This is a genomic window from Actinoplanes sp. ATCC 53533 (assembly GCF_003947245.1).
In genome coordinates this window covers 1-24,040 of record NZ_QHHV01000292.1, presented here as the reverse complement: position 1 = coordinate 24,040, position 24,040 = coordinate 1, and the positions used below count along the sequence as shown (strand labels likewise).

3 protein-coding genes and 3 pseudogenes are annotated in these 24,040 nt (G+C 71.9%); 1 reads left to right on the top strand and 5 read right to left on the bottom strand.

The window, feature by feature from the left end:
• Positions 1-25: 25 nt before the first annotated feature.
• From DMB66_RS54085 to DMB66_RS54075, 5 genes and pseudogenes are all read right to left on the bottom strand, one after another.
• Entirely contained in the window at positions 26-12,241 is a 12,216-nt protein-coding gene (locus tag DMB66_RS54085; protein WP_125811844.1) for a non-ribosomal peptide synthetase, read from the bottom strand.
• A gap of 40 nt (positions 12,242-12,281) precedes the next feature.
• Positions 12,282-12,728 (bottom strand): hypothetical protein, encoded by a 447-nt coding sequence (locus tag DMB66_RS63235; protein ID WP_233625504.1) that lies wholly within the window; start codon positions 12,726-12,728, stop codon positions 12,282-12,284.
• A 24-nt stretch (positions 12,729-12,752) separates the two neighbouring features.
• A pseudogene (locus DMB66_RS66355) lies at positions 12,753-13,349 on the bottom strand (condensation domain-containing protein); the annotation flags it as partial.
• A 400-nt stretch (positions 13,350-13,749) separates the two neighbouring features.
• Positions 13,750-16,788: pseudogene (locus DMB66_RS54080) on the bottom strand (amino acid adenylation domain-containing protein); the annotation flags it as partial.
• A complete protein-coding gene (locus DMB66_RS54075) occupies positions 16,785-23,039 on the bottom strand; it encodes a non-ribosomal peptide synthetase (RefSeq protein ID WP_125811843.1) in 6,255 nt (2,084 codons plus the stop codon). The pseudogene DMB66_RS54080 and the gene DMB66_RS54075, both read right to left, overlap by 4 nt.
• Before the next feature lie 532 nt (positions 23,040-23,571).
• Here DMB66_RS54075 and DMB66_RS54070 point away from each other — a divergent pair.
• Positions 23,572-24,040, top strand: a pseudogene (locus DMB66_RS54070) (lactate dehydrogenase); the annotation flags it as partial.

Genomic DNA, 24,040 nt, shown 5'->3' with positions numbered 1-24,040 from the left:
CCTTAGGAGGTCATTCCCCGGCCGGTCAGGCCTCTAGTTGGTCCATCTGTTCAGGCGAAAGAGCCACGAGCGGGCCCGCCGGGGACTCCGGCACCCCGGTGTCCTCGTCCTCGGCCGGGAGTTCCTTGACGAGTGCCGCCAGCCGTTCCGGCGTCTTCTCGTCGAACACCTGCCACGGGGTCAGTTCCAGACCTTCCCGGCGGGCCCGGGTGGACAGCTGCATCGAAGTGATCGAGTCGCCGCCGAGTTCGAAGAAGCTGTCGTTGGCGCCCACCCGGTCCAGGCCGAGCACCTCCGCGAACAGCTCGCACAGCCTCGTCTCCATGGCCGTGCGCGGGTCCCGCCCGGACGACATCCCGGCGAAGTCGGGGGCCCGGAGCGCCCGGTGATCGACCTTGCCGTTGGGGGTCAGCGGCATCGTGTCCAGCGGCACGAACGCCGCCGGCACCAGGTGCTCCGGTAGGCGTGCGGCCGCCGTCTCCCGGAGAGCGGAGATCAGCGCGGCGGAGTCGGCCGACGGTCCGTTCGCCGGGACGGCGTAAGCCACCAGTTGCTTCTCGCCCGGCCCGTCCTGTCGGGCGACGACCACCACCTGGGCGACTTCTGGGTGCTCGGCCAGCACGGCCTCGATCTCACCCGGCTCGATCCGGTATCCGTGCACCTTGACCTGCGCGTCGGCCCTGCCGACGAAGACCAGCTCACCGCCGGAGGTCCAGCGGACCCGATCGCCGGTGCGGTAGATCCGGCCACCCGGAGAGAACGGGTCGGCGACGAACCGTTCCGCCGTCAGGCCCGGGCGCCCGAGGTAGCCGCGGGCGAGCCCGGCCCCCGCGACGTAGAGCTCGCCGGCCAGGCCCACCGGCACCGGCTGCAGGAAGGCGTCGAGCACATAGGCCCGCATGTTCGTGATCGGGCCACCGATGGGGACCGCGTCGCGGCCCGGAGACAGCGGGGAACTCATGGTCGCGCACACGGTCGTCTCGGTCGGCCCGTAGCCGTTGATCATCCGATGGCCCCGCGACCAGCGATCCACCAGCGCGGGCGGGCACGCCTCGCCCGCCACGATGAGGGTCTCCAGACTTTCCGGGAGGTCGTCCTCGACGGCCAGCACGCTCGGCGGCACGGTGACGTGGGTGATGCTCCACCGGCGTACCGCGTCGCCCAGCGACACTCGAGGCGGCATGCTCTCGGCGTCGGCCAGCACGATGGTCCCGCCCGACAGCAGAGCCATGCACACCTCGGAGATGGCGGCGTCGAATCCGAGCGCGGCGAACTGCAGGATCCGCGACGCGGACGTCACGCCGAACCGCTCGATCTGCGCGCTCGCCAGGTTGCCGAGCCCGGCGTGGGTGACCAGGACGCCCTTGGGCACGCCCGTCGACCCCGACGTGTAGATCACGTACGCGCCGTCACCCGCCACCACGCCCGGCAGCACCGCTTCCGGTTCGGCGGCGGGCGGCTCGTCCAGCACCAGCACCGCGCCGGCGAAGCCCGCCGGCACGACCGCTCGGGTCTCCGACGTGCAAACCAGCACCTTCGGCGCCGAATCCGCCAGCATCAAGGCGATCCGCTCACCGGGGTAGTCCGGATCGACCGGAACGAACACCCCGCCCGCCAGCGACACCCCGAGCAGGGCCACCACCAGCTCCACCGACCGCTCCACGAGCACAGCCACCCGGGTCTCACGCCGCACGCCCGCCGTCACCAGCAGCCGCGCCAGGCCCTCCGCCGCACCCAGCAACCCACCGAACGACAGGCTCCGGGCCGCGTCCCGCACCGCCACCGCATCCCGCGACCGTTCCACCTGCCGGCGGAACAACACCGGCAGCGGCTCCGCCACGAGCGGCACAGCGGTCCTGTTCCACTCGCGCACCACCAGTCCGTGCTCCGCCGCACCGATCAGGCCGACCCGCCCCACCGGCATCCGTGGATCGGTCACCACCTGTTCCAAGGCCCGGATGATGCTCGCGAGCATCTCGTCGGCCTGGGGCCGGTCGAACGCGTCCGGGCGGAAGATGAACTCACCGTGGACGCCGCCGTCCTCCGACGCGCGCATCGACACCGGGTAGTGCCCGCTGTCGTTCGGAATTCCCGCGGGGCGCATGACAAGCGCATCGGGGCCTTCGGACCGACGCGGCGGGCGAGGGTAGTTCTCGAACACCACGAGCGTGTCGAACGCCGCGCCGGGACCGGCGAACTGGTTGATCTCGCTGAGCCCGACGTGCTGGTGCGCCATCATCGCGACCTGCCGACCCTGCAGATCCGTCAGCATGTCGAGGAACGGCTCGGCGCCGTCCAGGCGAGCCCGGACCGGCAGCGTGTTCATGAACAGGCCGACCACGGATCCGACGCCGGGGATCTCCGGCGGGCGCCCGGCCACGGCGGAACCGAAGACCACGTCGTCGCGTCCCGTCAGCCGGGCCAGGAACAGCGCCCAGACCCCCTGGAAGAGGGTATTCATCGTCACGCCGTGGCGGCGGGTGAACTCCACCAGGCGCCGGCTCAGCTCGTCGTCGAGCGCGAACCGTACCCGCTCCGGCTCGATGGGCGCGCTGATCGTGTCGGGCGGCACGACATGGGTCGCCTCGTCGAGCCCCGCGAGTTCGGTCCGCCACGCCTCCCGGGCGGCCTCCTTGTCCTGGCGCGCGAGCCAGGCGAGGTACTCGCGGTACGACGTCGGAGCCGGCAGGGCCCGGCCGTCACCGCCGGCCTCGTACGCCGCCATGACGTCGACGGAGAGGACCGGAAGGGACCAGCCATCACACGAGATGTGATGCGACGCGAGGGCCAGCCGGTGCCGGCCTTCCCCGAGGCGCACCAGGTGCAGGCGCAGCAGTGGCGCCCGGGTCAGGTCGAATCGGTCGTCGCGCAACTCCGCCACGAGACGCTCGAACTCGGCCAGCGCCTCATCCTCGGGCAGGTGCGACAGGTCGGTCTCCCGCCAGGGCAGCGTCAGCTCGCGGGCGATCACCTGCACGGCCGTGCCGGACTCGAGCTGATGGAAACTCGCCCGCAGGGCGGCGTGCCGGTCGAGAACGGCCTGCCAGGACGCGCGCAAGCGGGCGACGTCGAGCGGGCCCTCGATGGCGAGGGTGCGCATACCCGCGTAGACGTCCGGGCCGCGCTCGTCGGCGGCATGGAACAGCAGGCCCTCCTGCAGCGGAGAGAGCGGCCAGATGTCGAGCAGACCCGGTACGACGGCCTCGATCTCCGCCACGTCTCGCTGCGCCAGCGCGGTGAGCGGGAAGTCGGACGGGGTGTGCCCCCCGGCGCGGACGTCGTGGGCGTGTGCGGCCAGGCCGGTCAGCATGTCCAGCCATGCCTTCCCGAGTGACTCCGCCTCGGCCTCACTGACGATCCGCCCGGCCCACGTCAGGGTCAGGTCGAGCCGGGGTCCGTCCACGGAGTCGAGCACGGCCGCGTCGATCTCCACGACGTGCCGCAGCGGAACGTCCGGCTCCGCCGCACCGCCGATGGTCCCGGCCGGCTGCCAGGGCTCCACGTCACCGCCGGACCGGGAGGAGAAGCGGCCCAGGTAGTTGAAACCGAACTCCACTGCCGGCCGCGCCGCCAGGACCGGCCGGGTCTCGGCGTTGAGGTGACGCAGCATCCCGTAGCCGAGCCCGCCGTCGGGCACGGCTCGCACGCTCTCCTTGATGCTCTTCAGCAGCCGGCCGGCCGCATCGCCACCCGCGAGCGCCGCGGCCATGTCGATCCCCGTCACGTCCAGCCGGAGCGGGTGCACGTCGGTGAACCAGCCGACCGTCCGCGACAGGTCCATCGCGCCGATGGGCTGGCGGCCATGACCCTCGACGTCCACCACGACGGCGGTGCCGCCGCGCCATCGAGCCACCGCGCCCGCCAGCGTGGCCAGCAACACCTCGTGCACACCGCAGTGGAAGGCCGCGGTGACCCTCTCCACGAGCGCGCCCGCCTGCTCCCGCGGCAGTGTCCACGATCTGCGTCCCGCGCTCGATATGGTGTCGCGCGCGGGGTCGAGCTCGCCCAGCCGCGGCTCCTCCGCGCCGAGGATCTCCGTCCACGTCTCCAGCTCCGCGGTCCGGGCCGCCGCCTGATCGGCGAGCGTCCGCGCCCAGCGCCGGAACGAGACGTCCACCGGATCGAGCGCCGGCTCCCGGCCCGCGGCCACGTCCTCGCACGCCGCCCGCAGGTCCGGCAGCAGGATCCGCCACGACACCGCGTCGACCACGAGGTGGTGCGCCGCCACCACGAGCCGTCCGGCACGCCCGGCTCCCGCGTCCACCCACACCGCCCGGACCATCACGCCGGCGGCGGGATCCAGCCGGGCGGCCACCTCCGTGGCGCAGCGATCCGCGACGTCATCCAGCTCACCGGCACCGGCCTCGACCCGGTCGACCAGCCTCGTCGCGTCCACCGTGCCGCGCTCGGCCACGACCAGCCGGGGCTCCTGTCCCCCGGTCCCGACGACCCGGCTCCGCAGCATGTCGTGCGTGTCGATCAGCGCGCCCAACCCGGCCGCCAGTGTGTCCACCGACAGGTCGTCGGGCGCGCCCACCGTCGTCCACTGCGCCAGCGCTCCCCGGGTCATCGCGCCGGGATCGCCTTCGAGCAACGCCCGCAGCACCGGCGTCCACGCGACCTCGCCGACGCCGTCGGTGAGGTCGGCCCGCGTCTCACCGCCGCGCTCGGCGATCGCCGCGATGCCCGCCGGCGTCTTCCGGTCGAAGACGTCCGTCGCGCCGAAGACGACGTTCTCGCGGCGCGCGCGGGAGGCCAGCTGCATCGACAGGATCGAGTCTCCGCCCAGCTCGAAAAAGCTGTCGTCGGCACCGACCCGCTCCAGCCCGAGGATCTCGGCGAACATGTCACACAGCACCCGCTCGGTCTCGGTACGGGGCTCGCGGCCGGCCGGCTTCCCGGTGAGCTCGGGGGCAGGCAGCGCCGCGCGGTCGATCTTCCCGTTGACCGTCAGCGGGAAGCCGTCCAGCACCACCACCGCCGCCGGCACCATGAACTCCGGCAGCCGCGTCGCCAGGTGCTCGCGTACCGCGCCGGGGTCCGGTCCTGGATCTTCCGCCGCGGTGACGTAGGCGATCAGCCGCTTCTCGCCCGGACGGTCCTCCCGCGCCACGACAACCGCCTGCGCGATCCGGGGCACCTCGGCCAGCGCCGCCTCGATCTCCGCCGGCTCGACCCGGTAGCCGCGGATCTTCACCTGGGAGTCGGCGCGGCCGGCGAACAGCAGCTCGTCCCGATCCGTCCAGCGGGCCAGGTCGCCGGTGCGGTACATCCGCTCACCGGGGACGAAGGGGTCGGCGACGAACCGCTCCGCGGTCGCCCCGGCGGCGCCCAGATAGCCGCGCGCCAGCCCGGCGCCGGCGAGGTAGAGCTCGCCGGTCACGTGCCGACCCACCGGCTGCAGGAACGCGTCGAGCACGTACGCCCGCCGGCCGGCCAGGGCGCGACCGATCGGCAAGGTGTCGCCCGTCGCGGATCCCGGCTCGATCAGGTGCCACGTGGCGCAGAGGGTCGTCTCGGTGGGGCCGTAGAGATGCCGGACCCGGACGTCCGGGCAGGCCTCGCGCAGCCGGGCGACGGAGCCGAGGGGTACGGCGTCCCCGCCGGTCAGGACCTCGCGCAGGCCGCTGAAGGCGTCCGCCGACTCCTCCGCCAGCGCCCGGAAGGCCCCGGCCGTCAGATGGACGGTGGTCACACCGCGGGCGATCGCCTCCCGCAGCCGCTGCGCGTCGACCGCGCCCGGTTCCGCGACCAGCACCCGGGCTCCGCTGACCAGCGGCGCCCAGATCTCGACCAACGACGCGTCAAACGCGTGCGAGGCGTGCATCAGGACGCAGTCCCCGGCGCCGAGCGACCAGCCCGGGTCGCTCGCCAGCGCCGACACGCTTCCGTGCGGCACCGCGACGCCCTTCGGCACCCCGGTGGATCCCGACGTGTACATCACGTACGCCACGTCGTGCGCTCCGACCGTGAGCGGCGGCGCCTCGTGCGGCGCTCCCCCGGTCGCCGGTGCGTCGAGGACCACCGGCTCGACCCCGGCCGGCACCATGTCCCTGGTCGCCTCCACACAGACCGCCACCGAGGCGCCGGCATCGGTCAGCATCCGCGCGATCCGTTCCCGCGGGTAGTCCAGGTTCACCGGTACGTACCCAGCTCCCGCCTTCCAGACCGCGAGGAAGGCGACGAACAGATCGACGCCGCGTGCCATCACCACGCCGACGTGGTCACCGCGCCGCACACCCGTATCGGCCAGGTGCGCGGCAAGCCGGTCCGACTCCCGGTCGAGGTCGGCGTAGGACAGGGTGCGTCCCCCGTCCATGACCGCCACCGCGTCCGGTGAGCTGTGCGATCGCCGCCGGAAGGTCTCCACCACCGACGGCCCACCGGCTGCTTCGGCGGTCGGGTTCCCGCGCTCCAGCACGGCGGCGCGCGCCGGCTCGCTCGTCACAGCCATCCGGCCGACGGGAAGCGAGGGCTCCGCCACCATCCGTTCCATGACCCGCACGACCTGCCTGGCGACCTCGGCGGCCGTCTCCTGGCCGATGCGATCGGGCCGGTAGGACACGCGGATCTGCAGGCGCTTGCCGGGACTGGCGCTCATGGTCAGCGGATAGCTGGTGCCGGTCCGGGTGACGACCGAGCCGATCGTGACACCACTGTCGTCGCCCAGGACGGTGGCGTCCATCGGGTAGTTCTCGACCATCATGATGGTGTCGAAGGTCGCTCCGGGCCCCGCCACTTTCTGGATCTCCCGCAGCCCCATGTACTGGTGCTCGGTCATCGCCGCCTGGCGCGCCTGCAGGTCGTGGAGCAGATCCAGCACCGGCCGGCCGCCGTCGAGGCGCACGCGGACCGGGATGGTGTTGATGAACATCCCCACCATCCGCTCGACGTCCGGCACGTCCGCGGGGCGTCCCGCCACCACCGTCCCGAACACCACGTCCGTCCGGCCCGCCAGCCGCGCCAGCACCAGCGCCCAGGCGCCCTGCACGATCGTGCTCAGCGTCAGTCCATGGCCTCGTGCGAACTCCGTGAGGCTCCGGGTCGCCTCCTCGGAGAGCGGTTCGCAGTGCTCGTCCGGCATCACCATGGTCTTGCCCGCGTCGGCGTCCACCACCGTCTGTTCGTCCGATCCGGCGAACTCGGCGCGCCACGCCGACCGGGTCGCCGCCTCGTCCTGACGGCTCAGCCATGCCAGGTAGTCCCGGTAGGAGGGCGACGTCGACGAGCCCTGCTCACCCGCGTACGTGGCCGACATCTCACCCAGGATGATCGGTGTCGACCAGCCGTCCAGGACGATGTGGTGCGACGTCACCACGAGCCGGTGGCGGTTCTCGCCGAGACGGATCAGCAACAGCCGGAGCAGCGGCGCCCTGGTGACATCGAACCGCTCCGCCTGATCCTCGGTGAGGAGGCGTTCGACCTCCGCGGCCGCGTCCACCTCATCGAGCTGCGACACATCCGCCACCCGCCACGGGATGTCGGCCTCGGCCACGACCACCTGCACCGTTTCCCCGGATCCCAGCTCATGGAAGGTTGTCCGGAGCGAGTCGTGCCGGGTGACCAGCGATGTCCATGCCGCGCGCAGCCGGTCCGCGTCGAGCGGCCCGTCGAGGTCGAGGATCCGCTGGCTCTGGTAGACGTCGACCCCCTCCTCATCGAGGGCGCGTTCGAAGAGCATGCCCTCCTGAAGTGCCGACAGCGGCCAGATGTCCGTCAGCCCCGGCGCCGCCGCCTCCAGCTCCGCCACGTCCCGCTGCGCCACCTCGACCAGGTCGAAGTCGGACGAGGTGTGTCCACCGGCGTCGGGCGTGCCGGCGTGGGTGGCGAGGCCGGTCAGCAGCTCCAGCCAGGCCTCGCCGAGCAGCTCCACCACGGCGGGGTCGAGATCCCTGCCGGCCAGGGTGAGCCGCAGCCGGGGGCCGGCCGGGGTGTCCTGAATGTCCGCGCCGGCCTCCAGCGCGTGCGCCAGGACCAGGTCGGGACCGGACTCTCCGGCGCCGAGCGATCCCTCGCGCACCTGCCAAGGGGTGATCTCGGAGGCGACGCCGGACCGGCCGAGGTAGTTGAATCCGATCTGCGGGGAGGGCAACGCGGCCAGCCTGGCCCCGGTGCCGGGGTTGAGATGGCGGAGCAGCCCGTAGCCGAGCCCGTCGCCGGGCACCGCGCGGACCTGCTCCTTCACGGCCTTCAACAGCTCGCCCGCGGCCTCGTTCCCGGCCGCCGCGGCCGCCAGATCGACGCCGGAGACATCGAGACGGACCGGGTGGACGCTGGTGAACCAGCCCACGGTGCGCAACAGGTCCTCGCCGTCGACGGCATGCCGGCCATGGCCTTCCACGTCCACCAGCACCCCGGCGTCAGCGCCGCGCCGGCGCGCCACCGCTCCGGCCAGGCCGGCGAGCAGGATCTCTTGAATCCCGCAGTGGAAGGCACCTGGCAGCCGGCCCACCAGGCTGCGCGCCGCGGCTCCGGACACGGTCGAGGACCACGAGTGCGACTGCCCGGTGCGCTGCTCCAACGGCCGGTCCGCTCCGTCCAGCACGGTGACCCAGTAATCGGCCTCGGCCACGGTGCTCTCGCTGAACGCCTGCTCGGTCAGCCGCCGCACCCATTGCCGGTACGGGGTCGCCTCGGGTTCGAGGTCGGGGGTCCCGCCGGAGATCACCTCGTCGTACGCCGCGCGCAGATCCGGCAGCAGGATGCCCCACGAGACCGCGTCGACCACCAGGTGATGCGCGACCAGTGCCAGCCGGCCCGGCTCGGTGTCTCCGGCGTCGAGCCACACGGCCCGCACCATGATCCCCGCCGCCGGGTTCAGCGTGCCCGCCGCCGTCCCGGCCTCGCGCTCGGCGATCTCGTCCAGGTTCCCGGTGCCGGCCGCCACCCGCGTCATCAGCTCCGCCGCGGCCACGGCGCCCCGTTCGGGTACCAGCAGCCGTTCGCCGGGCGCCACCCGCGCGCGCAGCACATCGTGGGTGTCCAGCACCGCTTGCAGGGCGACGGCCAGCGCGCCCGGGTCGAGGCCGGCCGGTGTGACGACGACCCTCGCCTGGGCGAAGCCGGGGCGCGCCGCGTCGTCCCCGAGGGCACGCATCACCGGCGTCCACGGAATCTCTCCGATGCCCGCATCCGCCGCGGTGTTGTCCCGTCGCGTCGATCGGGCGTCCCGGGCCAGCGCCGCCAGCCGTTCCGGAGTCCGTTGCTCGAACACCTGGCGCGGGGTCAGGGAGATCCCCTCCCGGCGCGCGCGGGCGGCCACCTGCATCGACGAGATCGAGTCCCCGCCCAGCGCGAAGAAGCTGTCCTCGACTCCGACCCGTTCCAGGCCCAGAACCTCGGCGAACACGTCGCAGAGGAGCCGCTCGGTCGCGGTGGCCGGCGCCCGGCCCGCCGACTTCGAGGCGAAGTCCGGTGCGGGCAGGGCCTGCCGGTCCACCTTGCCGTTGACCGTCAACGGCAGGTCGTCCAGCACCATCACCGCGGCCGGGAGCATGAACTCGGGCATCGTCTCGGCGAGCTGTTCGCGCAGCCGGGCCGGGTCGACGTCCTGTCCCGCCTCGGCGACCACATAGCCGATCAAATGCTCTTCCCGTACGGACACCACGGCCTGGCCGACACCCGGCAGGCGCCCGAGGACCGCCTCCACCTCGCCCGGCTCCACCCGATAGCCACGGATCTTGACCTGGTCATCGGCCCGCCCGGCGAACACCAGCGCACCCTGGTCGGTCCAGTACGCCAGGTCTCCGGTCCGGTACATCCGCCCGCCGGGGGCGAACGGATCGGCGACGAACCGCTCGGCCGTCAACGCCGGACGCCCCAGGTAGCCCCGTGCCACGCCGGCCCCGGCGACATACAGCTCGCCCTTGACCCCCGGCGGCAGGGGGCGCAGGAACGCGTCGAGGACGTAGGCGCGCCGTCCCGCGAGCGGACGGCCGATCGGCAGTGCCGATCCCGTCTCGTCGCCGGGTTCGAGCAACCACCACGTCGCGCACAGCGTGGCCTCCGTCGGGCCGTAGAGATGCCGCACCCGGACGTCCGGGCACGCCCGCCGCACCCGCTCCACCGCCGCCGGCGGCACCGCGTCCCCACCGGTCAGCACCTCGCGCAGGCCGGCGACCGACTCCGGCGACTCCTCGGCCAGCACCCGGAAGGCGCCCGCGGTCAGGTGGGCAGCCGTGACGCCGCCGGCCACGTGCCCGGCCAGGGCCTCGCCGTCCACCGCGCCCGGCCCGGCGATCATCACCCGGGCGCCCGACAGCAGCGGCACCCACAACTCGAACAGGGAGATGTCGAACGCGTGCGAGGCGTGCATCAGCACGGTGTCGCCCGGGCCCACCCCCCACCCCGGCTCCCCGGCCAGCGCCGCGACGTTGCCGTGCGACACCGCGACGCCCTTCGGCGTCCCCGTCGAGCCCGAGGTGTACATCACGTAGGCGAGGTCGTCGGCTCCGGTGGCGACGGTCCGCGGCGCGGATTCCGCCACCGACTGCCGCGTCCGCGGATCGTCCAGGACGATCGGGTCGAGACCGACGTCCAGTACGGCGGCGCGGAACGCCTCGGCGCACACCGCCGCCGCCGGCTCGGCGTCGGCCAGCATGAACTTCACGCGTTCCACCGGATAGGCGGGATCCACCGGCACGAACGCCGCGCCCGCCTGCCACACCGCGTGCAGTGTCGCGATCAGCTCGGAGGACCGCTCCATCACCACGGCCACCCGGTCACCGCGGCGGACTCCCCGGTCGCCCAGATAGCCGGCGATCCGCTCCGCGTGCTCGGCGAGCTCCCCGAACGACCACGTCCGGTCGCCGTCGGCGACCGCCACCTCGTCGCGGCGGCGTTCCACCTGGCGGCCGAACAGATCCAGGGCCAGCCGGCTCGGCACCACGCCGGCGGCGGCACCCCAGTCCCGCACCACCAGATCGCGCTCGGCCGCACTCGTCACATCGATCTCGGCCACCGTGCGCACGCCCGCACCCGTCAGCTGGCGCAGCACCCTCGTGAAGCGCTCGACAATGGAGAGTGCCGTGGCCTCGTCGAAGAGATCCGTCAGATAGTCCAGCTTGATGAGCATCGACTCGCCGGGGACGGCGACCAGCGTCAGCGGATAGTGGGCGGCTTCCCGGCCCTGCTGCACCCGGATGCCGAAGGTGTCGGCGGAGGGCGGTTCGCCGAGCTCACGCGGAAAGTTCTCGACAACGAGCAGGGTGTCGAAGACCGCGACCGGGCCGGCCGCCTTCTGGATGTCGGCCAGCCCCAGGAACTGGTGGGGTATGAGCGCCGACTGCCGCTGCTGCAGGTCCGCCAGCATCTCCAGGACCGGCTGACCGCCGTCCAGCCGCACGCGTACCGGCACGGTGTTGAGGAACAGCCCGACCATCTCTTCCACGCCGGGCAGATCCGCCGGGCGCCCCGACACCGTCGCGCCGAACACCACGTCCGTCCGGCCCGCCAGCCGGGCCAGCACCACCGCCCACGCCCCCTGGACCAGCGTGTTCAGCGTCAGCCCTCGGCCGCGAGCCAGCCCGTCGAGCGCGCGCGTGAGGTCCTCCGGCAGCTGGACCGTGACGCTCTCCGGCATGCCGGGCGCTCGTCCCGGATCGGCGGGCGCCACCAGCGTCGGCTCCTCGGCACCACGCAGCTCCGCCACCCACGCCGAGAGCGCCCGCTCCTTGTCCTGCCGGCTCAGCCACGCGAGATATTCGCGGTACGACGTCACTGCCGGCAGGTCCGGCCGGCCGCCGGCGTCGGCGGCGTACAGCGTCGACAACTCGTCGAAGACGATGGGCAACGACCAGCCGTCCATGACCGCGTGATGACAAGTCACCACCAGGCGGTGCCGGTCGCCGGCCAGCCGGATCAGGGTCAGCCGCAGCAACGGCGCCTTCGCGAGGTCGAAGTTCCTCAGCCGATCCTCCTCGGCCAGCGCTCGCCCGGCCTCCTCGGCATCGTCGAGGTGGGAGAGGTCGACCACGCGCCACGGCAGCTCCACCCGGCTGGCGATGATCTGCACCGTCTCACCCGTCCGGCGCTGCCGGAAGCAGGCCCGGAGCGAGGCGTGCCGGGCCAGCAGCGCTTCCCATGCCGCGAGCAGCCTGTCCACGTCCACCGGCCCGTCGAGATCCAGGATCCAATGTCCTACGTAGACGTCGGGCCCTTCGTCGTCGTAGACGGTGTGGAAGAGCAGACCTTCCTGTAGTGGGGACAGCGGCCAGACGTCCTCGATCCGCGACTGGGTCATGGATATCTCCCTCGATCAGAGAAAGGCTTAAGGGAAAGGCTCAGAGGTCGTCGGCGAACTCGGCCTCGAGTTCCTCGATCTCGTCCTGGTCCAGGTCGAGGAGGTCGAAATCGGACGCGGTATGTCCCCCCGCCGAGGGATCATCTGCCTGACCGGCCAGCCCGGACAACATGTCCAACCAACCGCGACCCAGCCGCTCGATCTCGTTCTCCGCCAGCGAGCCGGCCGGCCAGTTCAGCACCAGCCGCAGCCGCGGCCCCTCCGGCCCGTCCTCGACCACCGCGTCGGCGTCCAGCACATGCGGCAGATCCAGGCCCGGCCCCGACGCACCGCCCACGCCCCCGACCGGCTCCCACTCCCGCACACCGGCGACGTGCCGGCCCCGGTAGTGGAACCCGATCTGCGGCGACGGCAACGCCGCCAGCTCCGGCCCGGTCTCACCATTGAGGAACCGCAACAAGCCGTAGCCGAGCCCGTCGCCCGGCACCGCCCGCGACTGCTCCTTGACCACCTTCAGCAATTCGCTCGCCGCCGGGCCACCGGCCAGCACGCCCGTCAGGTCGAGGCCCGCCACATCCAGCCGCACCGGATGCACGCTGGTGAACCAGCCCACCGTCCGCGACACATCCAGCCCGTGGACCGGCTGACGGCCATGACCCGCCACATCGACCAGCACCACCTCGCCGCCCCGCCACCGCGCCACCGCGCCCACCAGCGCGGCCAGCACCACCTCGTGCACCCCGCAGAAGAACACCGCCGGCGCACGCTCCACCAACACCGACGCCCGCGCCCCCTGACACCACCCACGACCGCGAACACACTTCCCCGGCCTTCGGGCCCGTCCCGCCGATGAGCTGATCCCCCGAACCGACGACCGCGTGCCATTCCGCCAGCTCGCCCACCCGCGCCGCGGAGACCGCCCACTCCCCCAGCAGACCGGCCCACCGCCGGAACGACACCGCCACCGGCTCCAGCACCGGAGCCCGTCCCGAGGCCACCGCCGCACAGGCCGCCCGCAGATCCGGCACCAGAACCCGCCACGACTCCTCGTCGACCGCGAGGTGATGCGCCACCAGCACCAGCCGCCCCAACCGGTCCGGCCCCGCATCCACCCACACCGCCTGCATCACCACGCCCGCCGCCGGCTCCAACCGCCCCACCGCGGCCCGCACCGCCGCCTCCGTCGTCTCGTCCACCGAATCCCCGTCGACGTGCACCCGTCGCACCAGACCGGCCACCTCCACGGACCCGGGTGCGCCCGCCACCAACCCCGCCGGCTCGGCCCGCAGCCGCAACATGTCATGCCTGTCCACCACGGCCGCCAACCCCGCCAGCAGCACCTCCTCCGTGAGGTCCGCGGGCACAACCACCACCACCCACTGCGCGAACCCCGCAGCCAGCACCCCGTCGCCAAGCAGTCGCATCACCGGCGTCCACGCCACTTCGCCCACACCATCGGCCGTACCGCCCGGCGACTCGTCTCTCGGTTCGGCGATCGCCGCGATCCCGGCCGGCGTCCGATGCTCGAACACCTCCCGCGCACCGAAGATCAACCCGGCGCGGCGGGCCCGCACGGCGAGCTGCATCGAGGTGATCGAGTCCCCGCCCACCTCGAAGAAGCTGTCGTCCACGCCGACCCGCTCCAGACCGAGCACCTCGGCGAAGAGGCCGCACAACACCTGCTCGGCTGCCGTGACCGGCTCCCGCTCGGAGACCCGTCCGCTGAAATCGGGATCCGGCAACGCTTCCCGGTCCACCTTCCCGTTCACCGTCACCGGCAGCGCGTCCAGCACCAGCACCGCCGCCGGCACCAGGTAGTCCGGCAGCACCCTGGCGACTTGCTCGAGCAGCCGTACCGGATCCACCCCACCGCCGGACACCACGTAGCCGATCAGGCGTCCGTCACGCGCCAGCACCACCGCCTGGTCGACACCCGGCTGCTCCGCCAGCACCGTCTCGATCTCGCCCGGCTCCACCCGATAGCCGCGGATCTTGACCTGGTTGTCGGCCCGTCCGGCGAACACCAACTCGCCCTCGCCGGTCCAGTACGCCACGTCCCCCGTCCGGTACATCCGCTCACCAGAGGCGAACGGATCGGCGACGAACCGCCCGCCCGTCAACGCCGGACTGCCCAGGTAGCCATGTGCCAACCCGACGCCCGCGATGTAGAGGTCACCCGCGACGCCCGGTGGCAACGGACGCAGGAAGACATCCAGCACGTACAGCCGCCGGCCCGGCAGCGGCCGACCGATCGGTAGCACCGGCCCGATCCGGTCGTCGGGCTCGATCGTCTTCCACGTCGCGCACAACGTGGTCTCCGTCGGGCCGTACGAATGCAAGACACGCAACCGCGGGCACGCCCGCCGTACCCGCTCCAGCGCGCCGGGCGGCACCACGTCTCCACCCGCCGCCACGACGCGCAGCCCCGAAAAGGACTCCGGCGATTCCTGCGCCAGCGCCCGGAACTGCCCCGCGGTGAAGTTCACCGCGGTGAGACCATCCGCCACATGGGCGACGAGTTGCTCCGCGTCGACGACGCCCGGCTCGGCGAGCAGCACCCTCGCACCCGACAGGAGCGGCACCCACACGTCGTACAACGACGCGTCGAAGGTGTGCGGGGCATGCATCAGCACCGCGTCGCCGGCCCCCACGTCCCAACCCGGATCTCCCGCCAATGCCGCCACGCCCCCGTGTGGGATCGCGACGCCCTTCGGCGTCCCGGTCGATCCGGACGTGTACATCACGTACGCCAGATCGTCCGGCCCGATCGCGACCGGCGGGACCTCGCCCTCGACGGCGTCCTCCACGGTGATCCGCACATGACCCGCCGGCACCGCACCCGAGGTCTCCTTCCGGCACATCACCGCCGCGACCGCCGAGTCGGCCAGCATGTACGCCACCCGGTCGGCCGGGTAGCCCGGATCGACCGGCACGAAGGCGGCTCCTGCCTTCCACACGCCGAGCCATGCCGCCAGCACCTCGGCCGACCGTTCCAGCATCACCGCGACGCGGTCGCCGCGCCGCACGCCCCGGTCCGCCAGGGCCCACGCCAGCCGGCCGGACCACTCGTCAAGCTCCTTGAACGACCAGGACCGGTCCCCAGCCGTCATCGCTGTCGCGTCAGGTGCCGTCTCCACCTGCCGACGGAACAGATCGAGCGCCGATGGCGCGTCCACCGCGTCACCCGTCTCGTTCCACCGCTTGACCGTCAGCTCACGCCCGGTCTCACTCACCACGTCCAGGCGGCCCACCGCTGCCTCCGGCTCCGCGACCATCCGCTCCAGGACGCGGGCGAGCCCGTGCAGAATCTCCCTGGCTACGTGGACGTCGAGCGCGTCCGGGCGATACTGCACTTCGGTCTCCAGGCTCTCGCCCGGCATCACGCCCAGAGTGATCGCGTACGGCGACGCCTGATGGACCTCCCGCAGGCTCAGGCGGAGATCGCGAAGGGAGTCCGGCGCCGCGGCCGGATCGACGTAGTTCTCGAACACGACGATCGTGTCGAAGCTCGCCCCTCCGAGCTTCTGGATCTCCGGCAATCCGAGATGGTGGTGCGCGATCAGCGTGGACTGCCGCTGCTGCAGGTCGGTCAGCATCTCCAGGACCGACTGCCCGCCGTCCAGCCGTACGCGTACCGGCACGGTGTTGATGAACAGCCCGACAATCTGCTCCGTGCCGGGCAGCTCCGCCGGACGCCCCGAAACGGCCGCGCCGAACACCACGTCCGTCCGGCGCGCCAGCCGGGCCAGCACCAGCGCCCACGCCCCCTGCACCAGCGTGTTCAGTGTCAGCCCATGGCGGCGGGCGAACTCGATCAGAGCGGACGTGAACTCCGGTGAGTGGCGGATCACCTCCGCCGCCGGCAGTTCCGGAGCCCTGCCGGGCATCTCGGGGATCCCGAGCGCGGATCCGTCGGCGCCGGACAGCTCGGCACGCCATGCCGACCGGGCGGCCTCCTTGTCCCGCCGGCCCAGCCATGCCAGATAGTCGCGGTAGGAGTATGCGGGCCGCAGCCCCGAGACGACGCCACCCGTCTCATAGATCTCGAGGAGCTCCGACTCGAGGATGGCCCGCGACCATCCGTCCATGAGCAGGTGATGGTTCGTGGTCACCAGACAGTGTCGCTGCGGACCGAGCCGGATCAGCATCAGCCGCAGCAGGGGAGGCTTCGTCAGGTCGAATCTCCTGGCGCGCTCCTTCTCCGCGATCATGCTCGCCTCGGCCAGCGCGTCCTCCTCGGCCAGGTCGGACAGGTCGCACTCGGCCCACGGGAGTTCCACCTGCCGGGGAATGAGCTGGACGGTCTCGCCGGACTTCCGCCGATGGAAGGACGCGCGGAGCGCCGCGTGCCGGTTGAGGAGGGCCTCCCAAGATCTCCGGAACCGCTCCGCGTCCAGGGGTCCGTCGATGATCTGCGACTGCTGGATGAGGTAGATGTCGGGGGCCTCGTCGTCGAACGAGGCGTGATACAGCATGCCCTCCTGCATCGGTGACAGCGGCCAGAGCTCCGCGAGCGCCGAGCCGGGGGACGTCGCCGGAATGTTCACGATGGCAGGCCTCCATTGAGTTCGGCTGCTATTGCCTCGAAGCTCTCGATCTCGTCCTGGCCCAGGTCGAGGAGGTCGAAGTCGGATGCGGTGTGTCCCCCCGCCGAGGGGTCCTCGGCCTGACGGGCCAGCCCGGACAACATGTCCAGCCAGGTCCGGCCGAACCGTTCGATCTCGGCCTCGTCGAACAGGTCCGCCGGCCAGCTCAGCATGAGTGTCAGCTCCGGGCCGACGCGCGTGTCCTGGACGATCGCATTGACCTCCAGCACATGCCGCGGGCTCATGTCCGGATCCATCGCGCCGCCGACAGCACCGACCGGCTGCCACGCGCGCACACCGCTCCGCGCACTGCCGGTGAACCGGCCCATGTAGTTGAACGCGATCTCCGGCGACGGAAGCGCCGCCAGCACCGGGCCCGTGTCACCGTTGAGGAAACGCAGCAACCCGTGACCGAGCCCGTCACCCGGCGCGGCCCGGGCCTGCTCCTTCACGAGCTTCAACAGCTTGCCGGCCGCCGGACCACCGCCGGGCACGTCGGTCAGATCGATTCCTGCCACATTCAGCCGCACCGGATGCACGCTGGTGAACCAGCCCACCGTCCGGGACAGGTCCATCCCCGCGACCGGATGCCGGCCATGACCCTCCACATTCACCAGCACGACGTCACCACCGCGCCACCGCGCCACCGCCGCGGCCAGCCCCGCCAGGAGTACCTCATGGACCGCGCAGTGGAAGGCCGAGGTCACCTTCTCCACGAGCGCGCCCGCCCGGTCACGCGGCAAGGTCCACGATCGGCGTCCCACGGTCGATACGGCGTCGCGCGTGCGCTCCAGGTCGCCCAGCCGTGGCTCCGCTCCGCCGAGGATCTCCGTCCACGCCGCCAGTTCCCCGACCCGCTCCGCGGAGACCGCCCACTCACCGAGCAGACCCGCCCACCGCCGGAACGAAGTGTCCACCGGATCGAGCGCCGGTTTCCCGCCCGTAGCCACGGCTTCACATGCCACCCGCAGATCCGCCAGCAGGATGCGCCACGACACCGCATCGACCACGAGGTGATGCGCCACCATCACGAGCCGTCCCATTCGGCCGGGGCCCGCATCCACCCACACCACCCGGACCACCGCACCGGCGGCGGGATCCAGCCTTGCGACCGCTGGCCGGGCACAGCGATCCGCGATGTCGTCCACCTCGCCGGCACCGGCCTCGACCCGCTCGACCAGCCTCGCCACGTCCACCGATCCACGCTCACCCACCACCAACCGTTCCGAGTCCACCCGCACCCGCAACATGTCGTGCGCATCCACGACCGCCGCCAGCCCCGCGACCAACACCTCCTCGGCCAGATCCGCGGGCGCACCCGCCACCACCCACTGCGCGAACCCCGCCCCGACGACGCCGTCACCCAGCAGCCGCATCACCGGCGTCCACGCGACCTCACCGACACCGTCGGCCATCGCGGAGCGATCGGATCGCTGCGGCCGCGATTGCGCCGCCAGTTGCGCGAGCCGCTCCGGCGTCCTCAGCTCGAAGACGTCTACCGCGATGAAGGTCAGACCGGCCCGCCGAGCCCGCGCCACCAGCTGCATCGACGAGATGGAATCACCGCCGATCTCGAAGAAGCTGTCGTCGATACCGACCCGCTCCAAGCCGAGCACCTCGGCGAAGAGATCGCACAGCACCCGCTCGACCTCGGTGCGCGGCTCCCGGCCGGCCGGGCGGGCCATGCGGTCGGGATCAGGCAGCGCGCCCCGATCGATCTTGCCGTTCGGGGTGGTGGGCAACGCCTCCAGCGCCACCACCACTGCGGGCACCATGTGCGGAGGCAACCGGGCCGCGAGATCGTCCCGCACCGCCTGCGGGTCGACATCGCCCGGCGACACATAGGCCAGCAGGCGGTCCTCGCGGACGGTCACCGCGGCTTGGGCGACACCTGGGTGACCGGACAGGGCAGACTCGATCTCGCCGGGCTCGACCCGGAACCCACGAATCTTCATCTGGTCATCGGCCCGCCCGGCGAACACCAGTTCACTCCGGTCCGTCCAGTACGCCAGGTCGCCCGTTCGGTACATCCGCTCGACCGGGACGAACGGATCCGCCACGAACCGCTCGGCCGTCAACGCCGCCCGGCCCAGGTAGCCGCGGGCCAGCCCGATCCCGGCCACATACAACTCGCCGATGATCCCCGGCGGCAGCGGCCGCAGGAACGCGTCCAGTACATAGCAACGGCCCCCGGCGATCGGCGTCCCGATCGGGACCACGTCCCGGCTCGCGGCCAGCGGCATGCTCATCGCCGCGCATACCGTGGCCTCGGTCGGCCCATAGGCGTTGACCAGCCGCCGTCCCGCCGACCAGCGATCCACCAGGCTCGGCGGGCAGGCTTCCCCCGCCACCACCACCGTCTCCAGCTTCGCCGGCAACGCGTCGGCCGTGGCCAGCACCGACGGCGGAACCGTCACGTGCGTGACATCCCACCGCTCCAGCGCCTCGGCCAGCGACACCCGCGGCGGCATGTCCTGCGGGGGCGCCAGCACCAGCCTCGCCCCCGACAACAGCGCCATCAGCGTCTCCGACACCACGGCGTCGAAGCCCAGCGCCGCGAACTGCAGGACCCGTGACGACGGCGACACCCCGAACCGGTCGATCTGCGCCGCCGCCAGATTCCCCAACCCGGCGTGCGTGACGACGACACCCTTCGGAGTCCCGGTCGACCCCGACGTATAGATCACGTACGCCGCATCATCCGGGCCGACCCGCGGCAGCTTCCCATCCGGGCCCGCGGCCGGCTCCACCTCGTCGACCACGATCAGCCGATCCGCGAACTCCGCCGGCACCGCCTCGCGCGTCTTCCCCACGCAGATCACCGACACCGGATCCGCATCTCCGAGAATCCACGCCACGCGTTCGGCCGGATACGCCGGATCGACCGGAACAAACGCGCCACCGGCCAGCGACGCTCCCAGCATTCCGACCACCGACCACGCCGACCGCCCCACCAGCACGCCGACCCGGCTCTCCCGCTCGACCCCACGAGCCCGCAACACCGCCGCCAGCGCCGTCGCCCGCTCCCACAACCCCGCGTAGGACAAGTCACCATCGCCATCGACCACCGCGACGTCGTTCGGCCGCTCCCGCACCACCCGCCCTATCAACGCGGGCAATGACTGCTCCACCACCAATGCCGCAGCCGAACCGCCCACCGGGGCCGCACCGATACCGGTCCGCCCCACCAGCCCGGAAGGGTCAGCGGCCAGCGCGCCGAGAACGCCGACGAACCACCCCAGAACCGACTCGGCGACGGTCTCCTCGATCTGCCCCCGCCGGTAGGCCAGCTGGACCCTGAGGTGATCTCCCGGGAGGACGCCTAGGGTCAGCGGATAGTGAGTCCCCTCGACCGTGCCCAGATAGGTGAACTGGCCGGCGAAGTCCCGCGGATAGTTCTCGAACACCAGCAGCGTGTCGAACACCGCGCCCGGTCCGGCCGCCTTCTGGATCTCTGGCAGTCCCAGATGCTGGTGCGGTATCAAGGCCGCCTGGCGCCGCTGCAGGCCGGCCAGCAGGTCGACGACCGGCTTCCCGCCCTCCAGCGACACCCGGACCGGCACCGTGTTCATCATGAGACCCGGCATCGACTCCACACCCGGAAGCTCCGCGGGACGGCAGGCGACCGTGGTCCCGAACACCACATCGGTCCGCCGCAGGAGCCGCGCGAGCACCATCGCCCAGGCGCCCTGCACCACCGTGTTCAGCGTCAGTCCGTGGCCGCGGGCCAACTCCATCAGCCCGGTGTAGAGATCCGGCGTCAAAGAAGCGGCGCGGTACTCGTAGCCCGCCCCGGCGGCCGCCCTCGCGATCGTCGCGGGCTCGTCGAGGCCGGACAGCTCCGCTCCCCAGGCCGCACGGGCCGCATCCTTGTCCTGCCGGTCCAGCCAAGCCAGGTAGTCCCGGTAGGAGGCCGCACCCGTCCGCTCCGGCAACCGCCCACCGGAGGTGTACGCCTCGGATACCTCGTTGAGGACGACCGACACCGACCAGCCATCAGCCAGGATGTGGTGATGGACGACCAACAGGCGGTGCCGGTCCTCGCCGTACCGGACCAGCACCAGCCGGAACAGCGGCGCCCGGGCAAGATCGAATCGCTGTTCCTGTTCGCGTCTGGCCAAGGCCTCGACGGCCGCGTCGACATCGCCGGCATCGGTCAGATCCACCTCTCGCCACGGCAGTACGACGTGCCTGGCGACGACCTGCAGCGTCTTCCCCGACGCGAATCGATTGAAGCTCACCCGCAGCTCGGCGTGCCGAGCGAAGACCGCTTCCCACGCGGCCCGCAGCCGGGCCACGTCCACCGGCCCGTTCACTTCGAGGATCCACTGCCCCTGGTAGATGTCGAGGCCCTCGTCGTCGATGGTCGACTGGAAGAGCAACCCCTCCTGGAGCGGCGCCGGCGGCCAGACCTCCTCAGCTCCCGGTACGGCGATCGCCAGCTCCGTCTCGTCCTCGGCGGTGAGCGCCACAAGCGGGCGTGCGACGGGTCCTTCGGCCGGCACGGGACGCGCCACGGCCGCCAGCCGTGCGGGAGTCGGCTCCTCGAAGATCTGGGCGAGCGTCACCAGCAGGCCGGCCTTGGCTGCCCGCGCCGCCAGCCGCATCGCGCCGATCGAGTCCCCGCCCAGCTCGAAGAAGCTCTCGTGGACTCCGACCCGGTCCACGCCGAGCAGCTCGGCGAGCAGGCCGCACAGGACGCGCTCCGTCTCCGTGCCGGGCTCGCGGCCCGCGGCATTCGCCGCGAAGACGGGCGCGGGCAGCGCCGCCCTGTCCACCTTGCCGTTGCCGGTCAGCGGCAGCGCGTCCAGCGTGATCACCGCGGCCGGGACCATGTACTCCGGCAGCACGGACCCGAGACGCTCGCGGATCCGAACGGGATCCGCGTCCCCTTCCGCCACCACATAGCCGGTCAGGCGCCCATCGACTGCCGTCACCACGGCCTCGTGCACCTCCGGCTGAGCGGTCAGCGCAGCCTCGATCTCGCCCGGTTCGATCCGGAACCCGCGAATCTTCACCTGGTCATCGGCCCGGCCCGCGAACAGCAACGCACCGTCGGAGGTCCACTGAGCCAGGTCCCCGGTCCGGTACATCCTGCTGCCAGGCGCGGACGGATCCGCCACGAACCGCTCCGCTGTCAGCCCCGGCCGGCCCAGGTAGCCGTCCGCCAGACCCGCACCGGAGAGGTACAGGTCACCGACCACGCCGGGTGCCACGGGCCGCAGCGACGCGTCGAGCACCTGAGCGCGGCGGCCCGGCAGCGGACGGCCGATCGGCAGGACCGGGCCCAGGACGTCACCCGTCTCGAGCAGATGCCAGGTCGCGCACAGCGTGGTTTCCGTCGGGCCGTACAGGTGCCGGATCCGCGTCCGGGGGCAGGCCGCCCGCACCTTCTCCACCGCGTGTGCGGGCACCACGTCGCCGCCGGTCAGCACCTCACGGAGCCCAGCGAACGATTCCGGCGATTCCTCCGCCACCGCGCGGAAGGTTCCCGCGGTCAGATGCGCCCTCGTCACCCCGGCCGCGACCGCCTCCCGCAGGCGCCGGGCGTCCACCGGCCCCGGCTCGGCGATCACCACCCGGGCGCCCGACACCAGCGGCACCCAGATCTCGAACAGGGACGCGTCGAAGGCGTACGGCGCGTGCATGAGGACCGCATCGCCGGTTCCCATCGCCCAACCGGTGTTCCCCACCAGCTCCGCGACGCTCCGGTGCGGGACGGCCACGCCCTTCGGGGTCCCCGTCGAGCCGGAGGTGTACATCACGTACGCCAGGTCCCCCGGGCGCACCGCGACCGCCGAAGCGTCGCCGGCCCCCTCGGCTGTGACGACGATCGATTCGATCCCCTCCGGCACTCGGTCGCGCGTCGCGGCCGAGCACACCATCAGGGAGGACCCCGAATCCGCCACCATGAACGCCACCCGCCGCGCGGGATAGCCGGCGTCCACCGGCACATAGACCGCCCCCGCCTTCCAGACGGCGAACAGCGTCACCACCAGCTCCGCCGAGCGGTCCATCACGACCGCGACGTAGTCGCCACGGCGGATGCCCCGGCCGATCAAACGCCCGGCCAGCCGGCCCGCCCACTCATCGAGCTCCTGGTAGGTCAGAACCCGGTCCCCGTCGACCACGGCCACCGCGTCGGGTGTTCGGTCCACCTGCCGGGCGAGCAGCTCCGGCACCGTCGGTGTGGCCTCTGCTGCGGAATTCATCGTCCCCCTTCACGAACCACCGGCGCACCGGCCCGTTGGCCGGTCCCAGCCCGTTCCCGGTTGCCGCCGGGCCTGAATCCGCCGCGGTCTGACTCGACGAACTGCGCGTGACACAGCTCCGCGTAGCGACCACCCTCGGCCGGCAGCTCCTCGTGCGTGCCGTCGCGCTCCCGGATCCCTCCGCCGCGGATCACGAGAAATCCGACTGGCCTCGCCGATCTAAATCATGCTGATTGGAGTCGATGTCCACGAGGAGGTCCAAGCGAACGTTTCCGGCACTTGGACGCATCTGTCACCGCCCGCGGCGGCACTGGCCGCCGCCTCGCTGAGGTGCTCGAGCTCGGCGAGGAGAGCGAGGCCGAGCACCACGAGCGGGCCCGCGGGTTCTCGGCCGGCATATCGCCGGCATATCGAAAACCGGATACCTGCCGGCAACATCGCGCTCGCTTGACTGGGCGGCATGAGTCACAGCGAACCAGCACGAACAGCGGCTTTCCGCAGCCGATCGCTGGCGTCTTCGTCCTCCCCGGTCATTCCGACGACGGGAATCACGATCTACGGATGCGGCCACGACGAGGCCGTCCTGTTCCGTGAGCAGGCGCGTCGCTTCGGCGTCCTGCCGACCATCACCGGGGCAGCGGTGTCCGAGGCCAATGTCGATCTGGTATTCGGCAACCGATGCATCAGCGTCGGCCATAAGACTCAAGTCACAAACAGCACACTTCTCGCACTTGGCCGGGCCGGAGTGGAGTACGTCTCGACACGGAGCATCGGCTACGATCACATCGATCTGGGGTATGCGGAAAGCGTCGGCATCTCCGTCGGCAATGTCGCCTACTCGCCGGACAGTGTGGCTGACTACACGCTGATGCTGATGCTGATGGCCGTGCGCCACGCGAAGGCCATGATCCGCCGCACGGATGCCCATGACTACAGACTGAGCGACGCGCGCGGGAAGGAACTGCGCGATCTGACCGTCGGGGTAGCCGGAACGGGACGCA

Excerpts from the sequence above, each read along its gene's own strand:
- DMB66_RS54085 (WP_125811844.1), bottom strand. The coding sequence starts at position 12,241 with ATGACCCAGTCGCGGATCGAGGACGTCTGGCCGCTGTCCCCACTACAG.
- DMB66_RS54075 (WP_125811843.1), bottom strand. The coding sequence starts at position 23,039 with ATGAATTCCGCAGCAGAGGCCACACCGACGGTGCCGGAGCTGCTCGCC.